Consider the following 7,073-nt stretch of genomic DNA (forward strand, 5'->3'; position numbering starts at 1 on the left):
GAGCGCGTCGGAGTCGGCGCCGCCCTTGCGGGCCAGGTCACGGGCCCGGGCCAGCCCGCGGTCGCGCAGGGCGGCCGGGATCAGGCCACTCAGCTGCATGGGAGGAACTTCCGCGAAGATCCATCAGGTCGCATGGAAAAAGACTCCCGTGAGGCACATCGAAAAACCCCGACGCCAGTTGGACGGGGGGTATGCCCCAAAGCTTAGTCCGCCGTCCGACACCATCGGGACCGTGGACCGCTATCGGACAGCATGTCCGACATAACGACAAAGAGGTGGCAAAGACTGCCCGCGGGTCGTTGGGGGAATTGTCTGGGGAGGCAATGTGCGGGTTCTGCTGCTCGTGTCGGCGTTCAACGGTCTGAGCCAGCGGGCCTGGTGCGCGCTGCGGGAGGCGGGCCACGACGTCGGGGTGCTGCTCGCCACGGGCGCGCAGGACATCATCGACGGCGTCGCCGCGGCCGAACCCGAGCTGATCCTGTGCCCGTACCTCAAGGACCGGGTCCCCGCCCAGGTCTGGCGCAAGTACCGAACGGTGATCATCCACCCCGGGCCGGTCGGCGACCGGGGCCCGTCGTCACTGGACTGGGCGATCACCGAGGGCGTGACCACCTGGGGGGTCACCGCGCTGCAGGCCGTGCAGGAGATGGACGCGGGTCCGATCTGGGCCACCCGTACGTTCCCGATGCCCGTCGGCGCCCCGCGCAAGTCCTCGCTCTACCAGGGACCGGTGGCCGACGCGGCGATGGAGTGCGTCTTCGAGGTCCTGGCCAAGGCGGCCGATCCGGGGTTCCGCCCGGTGCCGGCCACGGAGATGACCATCGAGGTGCCGGGCACCCGGGCCCGCCCGGTGATGAAGCAGGCCGACCGGGCGTTCGAGTGGTCGCTGTCCAGCGAGCAGATCCTGCGGCGGATCCGCGCGGCCGACGGCGCTCCGGGCGTACGGACCACGGTGGGCGGGCTGGAGGTGTTCGCGTACGACGCGCATCCCGGGCTGGCCCGCGGTGCCCGTCCCGGCACCGTGCTGAGCCGCCGCCAGGGTGCTGTGCTGGTGGCCACCGGAGACGGCAGCCTGTGGCTGGGTCAGCTGCGTGACGCGAGCCGCCCGGGACAGGTGAAGCTGCCCGCCACCACGCTGCTCGGTAAGCGGCTGCACGACGTACCTGACTCGCCGCTGCCCCCGGGCACGGAACCGGAGGGACCCTCGTACCGGCAGGTGCGCTACCGGCGGACCGGGCCGGTCGGCTGGCTGGCCTTCGACTTCTACAACGGCGCGATGTCGACCGGGCACTGCCGGCGGCTGCTGGCCGCGCTGCGGCACGCCGCGGCCCAGGACACCCGGGTGCTGGTGCTGCGCAGCGGCACCGACGCCTTCAGCAACGGCATCCACCTCACGGCGATCGACGCCGCCGCCGATCCGGCCGCCGCAGCCTGGGCCAACATCAAGGCCATCAACGCGGTGTGCCGCGAGATCATCTCGTGCCCCCGGCAGGTCGTGGTGGCCGCGTACGCGGGCAGCGCCGGCGCCGGTGGCGTGATGCTGGGCCTGGGCGCCGACATCGTGGCCGCTCGCCGTGGCATCGTGCTCAACCCCTACTACGACATCGGCCTGTACGGCTCCGAGCTGCACACGTACACGCTCCCCCGCCGTGTCGGGGCGGACACCGCGCAGCGCCTCATCGACGCCAAGCTGCCGGTCAGCGCCGAGCAGGCGGCGTCGCTGGGCCTGGTCGACGAGGTCGGCCCGCGCCACCCCGAGGCGTACACCGAGTGGCTCACCGCACTCGCCGGCCGGCACGCCGAGGCCCGTGACGCCCGCCGCCGGCAGTCCGCGAAGGCCAAGCGGCTCGCCGCCGAACGCGTGCCGCTGGACGTCTACGAGGCGCGCGAGCTCGCGGAGATGAGCAGCGACATGTTCGGCGACCGGTCCGGTTTCGCCGCCGCCCGTAAGGCTTTCGTCGGCAAGCTGCGCCCGGCCTCGACGCCGGCCCACCTGCTGCCGAGTCCACGCACGGAACAGGCCGCGGCCCGTCCCCGCCAGCTCAACCGGCCGCGGGTCAGTGGCGGAAGTGCGGCCGACACCCAGGTGCGGGTGCGCTCAGCCGTGCCGCTGTCCGCCTGACGCTGCCTGCTCGGCTCCGGCGAGCGCCTCCGGGCGTTCTCGCCGACACCGCCATGCCCGGGTCCGATTGTGAGAGGACGCCGATGAGCGACCCCGTTCCGCCACCGCACCCCGTTCCCGCACCGCGAGCGGCCGTGGATCCCGCCCTCGTGCGCGCTTTGAACAACCCCACCGTCCTGCTGCCCGGCAAGTACGAGTACAGCAGCTACAGCGTGCTCGCCGGCCCCGCGGAGGTGCCCGCCCCCGGCCCGGCCCGGGTCAGGATGCGCCCGCTGGCCCGGCGCCGGCCGCTGACCACCGTGCTGATCACGCTGTTCGCCTTCACCTTCGAGACCACGTTCTTCGCGTGGCTGTTGTCCTCGATGGAGATCCCGGACGCGGGGATGCAGCCGTGGCTCTACGCCGCCACCGTCGTGATGATCGCGGCGACCGGCCTGATCGAGCTGTTCCGGCTGGTCAACGTCTTCACGCTGTGCCTGGCCACGCTCTGGGCCCGCGATCCGGTGCCGATGGTGCCGGACCGGGCGCTGCGGGTCGCCTTCCTCACCACCATCGTGCCGGGCAAGGAACCGGTCGAGATGGTCGAGCGGACCCTGCGCGCGGCCCGTGCGATCCGCCACCCCGGCCGCTACGACGTGTGGTTGCTCGACGAGGGCGACGACGACGAGGTCAAGGCCATGTGCGCGCGGATCGGCGTGCACCACTTCAGCCGGCGTGGCCGCGCCGAGTTCAACACCCCGGCCGGAGCGTTCAAGGCGAAGACCAAGCACGGCAACTACAACTCGTGGGTCAGCGACCACGGCGACGACTACGACGTCTTCGTCTCGGTCGACCCGGACCACGTGCCGATGCCCAACTTCTGCGAGCGGCTGCTCGGCTACTTCCGCGATCCCGACGTGGCGTTCGTGGTCGGCCCGCAGATCTACGGCAACTACGACAACGTGGTGACCCGCTGGGCCGAGTCCCAGCAGTACCTGTTCCATTCGCTGCTGCAGCGGGCCGGCAACCGGCTCGGCGTCTCGATGCTGGTCGGCACGAACAACGCGGTGCGCATCTCGGCGCTGCGCAGCATCGGCGGCCTGCAGGACTCCATCACCGAGGACATGGCCACCAGCCTGGTGCTGCACAGCGGCCGCAACCCGCACTCCGGCAAGCGCTGGCGCTCGGTCTACACCCCGGACGTGCTCGCGGTCGGCGAGGGACCGTCGTCGTGGACCGACTACTTCACCCAGCAGCACCGGTGGTCCCGGGGCACGGACGAGGTCGTCGTCACGTCGTTCGTCAAGGTGATGTGGCGGCTCGGCTTCCGGCGGGCGCTGCACTACGCGCTGCTGATGTCGTACTACCCGCTGACCGCGCTGGCCTGGCTGCTCGGTGCCCTCAACGCCGTCTGCTATCTGGTGCTGGGGGCCAAGGGTGTCCAGGTGCCGCAGGAGGTGTGGCTGATGCTCTATGTGGACGCCGCCCTGTTCCAGCTGGGCCTGTACGTGTGGAACCGCCGGCACAACACCAGCCCGCACGAGGAGGCCGGCTCGTCCGGGCTCAAGGGCATGCTGATGTCCACACTGTCCACTCCGGTCTACGTCTCGTCGTACCTGAGCTCGCTGTTGCGCCGGCAGACCGGTTTCGTGGTGACGCCCAAGGGCGACTCGGCCAGCCCGGACCGGTTGCTGACGTTCGGGCCGGGCCTGCGCTGGGCCGCGTTCTATCTGGTGCTGCTCATCTGCGCGCCGATCGGCGGGCACGTCGACGGCGCGATGTGGCTGTGGCCCGGCCTCAATCTCGTGATCTGCCTGATGCCGCCGGCCATCTGGGCCGGCCAGGAGTACCAGCGCCGCCGGGCTGCCCCGACCGCGCCCGGCGGAACCCCAGAGAAGAAGTCCGCCGCCGAACCTGTGGAGACCTACGTATGAAGCCCCGCCCCCGCCCGTCGCTGCTGCGCCGCCTGCTGAGCGGACTGATCGGCCTCGTCGTCCTGGGCCTGGTCGTCTTCGTCAACCGGCCCGTGGTGGCGTTCGGCTCGAACGCGTTGCACGACTTCACCATCAACCGCCAGTCCTACAAGGAGAAGTACGGCCACTGGGCGCAACTGCCTGTCCCGCCCGGCTTCCGGGTCAACGCGATCCACGCGGCGCTGCTGAGCACCGGCAAGGTGCTGATCGTCGCGGGCAGCGGCAACAACCGGGACAACTTCGAGGCCGGCACGTTCCGCTCGGTGCTCTACGACCCCGCACGGGACGCGTTCAGTGAGGTGCCCACGCCGACCGACGTGTTCTGCGCCGGGCACACGTTCCTGCCCAACGGCAATCTGCTGATCGCGGGCGGGACGAAGTCGTACGAGGTGCTGGCGAAGAACATCACGCACGCCGCCGGCGTCATGAAGATCAAGAACGAGTCGCCGGCCGGCGGTCCCCGGACCTTCCCCAAGGGCACCCGGCTGACCGGCGCGGACGGCAAGGTCTACCTGACCCGTACGGACGTGACCGTGCCGGCCGCGACCGCGATGAAGCACGGCGACAAGGTGATGACCCACGCCGGCGAGGTCGAGGTGTGGGTCGACGCCGAGGCCGAGGGCGACGCCGCGGTGGTGGACCACCCGGCCCAGTACGCGTTGGCCGGGCTCGAGGGCCTGGACCGGCGCAACATCTACGGCGTCTCCGACAAGATCACCCGGGAGAAGCAGGAATACGGCGGCGACAAGACCTCCTACGAGTTCGACCCGCGGACCGAGCGGTACGTGCGCACCGGCGACATGGTCAAGAGCCGCTGGTACCCGACGCTGGCCGAGCTGCCCAACGGTGACGTGCTCGCGGTGTCCGGACTGGACGAGTTCGGCCGGATGCTGCCCGGCGACAACGAGCGGTACGTCCGGGACCAGCAGCGCTGGGTCGACGCGCCGAAGCTCAAGCGGGTCTTCCCCACCTATCCCGCGCTGCACCTGATGGGCGACGGCCGGCTGTTCTTCTCCGGCTCCAACTCCGGCTACGGCTCGGACACCATCGGCCGTACGCCCGGGCTGTGGGACCTGACGAAGAACAAGTTCCAGGTGGTGCCGGGGCTGCGGGACCCGCGGATGACCGAGACGAGTTCGTCGGTGCTGCTGCCCCCGGCGCAGGACCAGCGGGTGATGATCTTCGGTGGTGGTGAGGTGGGCGAGTCGGCCGTGTCCACGCGGCGGACGGCCATCGCGGACCTGGACGAGGCGGCGCCCGCGTACCGGCCCGGTCCGGATCTGCCGCAGCCGGCGCGCTATCTGAGCACTGTGCTGCTGCCCGACGACACCGTGCTGACCACCGGCGGCTCGTCCGGATACCGCGGCGGCGAGTACCGCGGCCGGACCCGCAGCGACCTGTTCAACGTGCAGATCTACCGGCCGGCGGCCGACCGGTTCGAGACCGCCGCGGAGTCGACCATCGGCCGCAACTACCACTCCGAGGCACTGCTTCTGCCCGACGGCCGGGTCATCACGATGGGCAGCGACCCGCTCTACGACCCGGCCGGCAAGAACCCGGGGAGCTTCGAGCAGCGCATCGAGGTGTACTCACCGCCGTACCTGTTCAAAGGCCGCCGCCCGGTCGTCGGCGCCGGACCGTCCTCGGTGCAGCGCGGCACGACGGTCGACTTCGCCACCCCGGACGCCGGTCGCGTGCGCGCGGCCCGGCTGCTGCGGCCGAGCGCGGTCACCCACGTCACCGACGTCGACCAGCGTTCGGTCGCGCTCGACGTGACCCCGTCGGCGAACGGTGTGGCCCTGTCCATCCCGAAGGCCAGGGGCCTCGTGCCCTCGGGCTGGTACATGTTGTTCCTGGTCGACGACAAGGGCGTGCCGTCGACCGGCCGCTGGGTGCGGGTGCGCTGAGGGATGCCGAAACACGCCACCCCGACGCGGGGCCGCTGGGCGCTGCCCGTGGCCGGACTGGCCCTCGTGCTCGTCATGGCCGCCATCGTGGTGCTCGCGCGGCGCGGTGCGGACTCCCCCGTGGTGCTCGGTCCGGCGGCCGTCCGATCCGGTGACGCCGCCGGGTCCGGCGGGCGGCTGAGCGACCGCGAGCTGTACGTCGATCCCAACGGTGCGGCGGTGAACCAGCTCACGGCGTGGCAGGGCACCGGGCGTACCAGTGAGATCACCGCCATCCGGCGGATCGCCGACCAGCCCACCGCCACCTGGTTCGCCGACGCGGCCCCGGGCTACGCCGAACGGGCCCGGACGCTGGTCGCGGCCGCGACCGCGGCCGGGCGGCTGCCGGTGCTCACCCTCTACAACATCCCGGAGCGGGACTGCTCCGGGCAGTCGGCCGGCGGCGCGGCCGACGCCGCGGACTACCAGGCCTGGGTACGCACCCTGGCCGGATCCCTCCGCGGTCACCAGGCGCTGATCGTGCTCGAACCCGACGCCGTCCCGCAGGCGGTGCAGGGCTGCCTGGACGAGGACGCCACGGCCGAGCGCTACGACCTGCTCGCCGACGCCGTGGACGCGTTGCGGGCCGTGCCCGGCGTGCTGGTCTACCTGGACGCGGGCAACCCGACGTGGATCACGCAGCCGTCCCGGCTGACCGCTGCCCTGCGCCGGGCCGGCATCGCGCGGGCGTCCGGCTTCTCGCTCAACGTGGCCAACTTCGAGACCACGGCGGACAACCTGGCCTACGGCACCCGACTGTCCGCGCTGCTCAGCGGCGCGCATTTCGTCGTGGACACCAGCCGCAACGGCAACGGGCCGGCCCAGAAGGGCGGCGGCGACCGGCACTGGTGCAATCCGCCCGGACGGGCGCTCGGCGAGGCGCCGACCACCCGGACCGGCGTGCCGCTGGCCGACGCGTACCTGTGGATCAAACGCCCGGGTGAGTCCGACGGCGCCTGCGGCAACGGCGCGCCGCCGGCCGGTGAGTGGTGGCCGGAGTACGCGCTCGATCTGGCGGGCTCCCGCTCCTGACGAGCCGCGGGCACCGGCTCC

General features: G+C 71.7%; 4 protein-coding genes. All 4 read left to right on the forward strand.

The window, feature by feature from the left end; all coding sequences use genetic code 11:
- Positions 1–325 precede the first annotated feature (325 nt).
- Entirely contained in the window at positions 326–2,122 is a 1,797-nt protein-coding gene (locus AB0C29_RS26115) for an enoyl-CoA hydratase-related protein (RefSeq protein ID WP_360825086.1), read from the forward strand.
- Positions 2,123–2,205: 83 nt separating this feature from the next.
- Positions 2,206–4,035 (forward strand): glycosyltransferase family 2 protein, encoded by a 1,830-nt coding sequence (locus AB0C29_RS26120; RefSeq protein ID WP_360825089.1) that lies wholly within the window; start codon positions 2,206–2,208, stop codon positions 4,033–4,035.
- Positions 4,032–5,981, forward strand: a complete 1,950-nt coding sequence (locus tag AB0C29_RS26125; protein WP_360825092.1) for a galactose oxidase-like domain-containing protein — start codon at positions 4,032–4,034, stop codon at positions 5,979–5,981. The genes AB0C29_RS26120 and AB0C29_RS26125 overlap by 4 nt, the downstream gene beginning before the upstream one ends.
- Before the next feature lie 3 nt (positions 5,982–5,984).
- Positions 5,985–7,052 (forward strand): glycoside hydrolase family 6 protein, encoded by a 1,068-nt coding sequence (locus AB0C29_RS26130; protein ID WP_360825095.1) that lies wholly within the window; start codon positions 5,985–5,987, stop codon positions 7,050–7,052.
- Positions 7,053–7,073: the final 21 nt, after the last annotated feature.

It is taken from the genome of Actinoplanes sp. NPDC048791 (assembly GCF_040650095.1).
Lineage (GTDB): Bacteria > Actinomycetota > Actinomycetes > Mycobacteriales > Micromonosporaceae > Actinoplanes.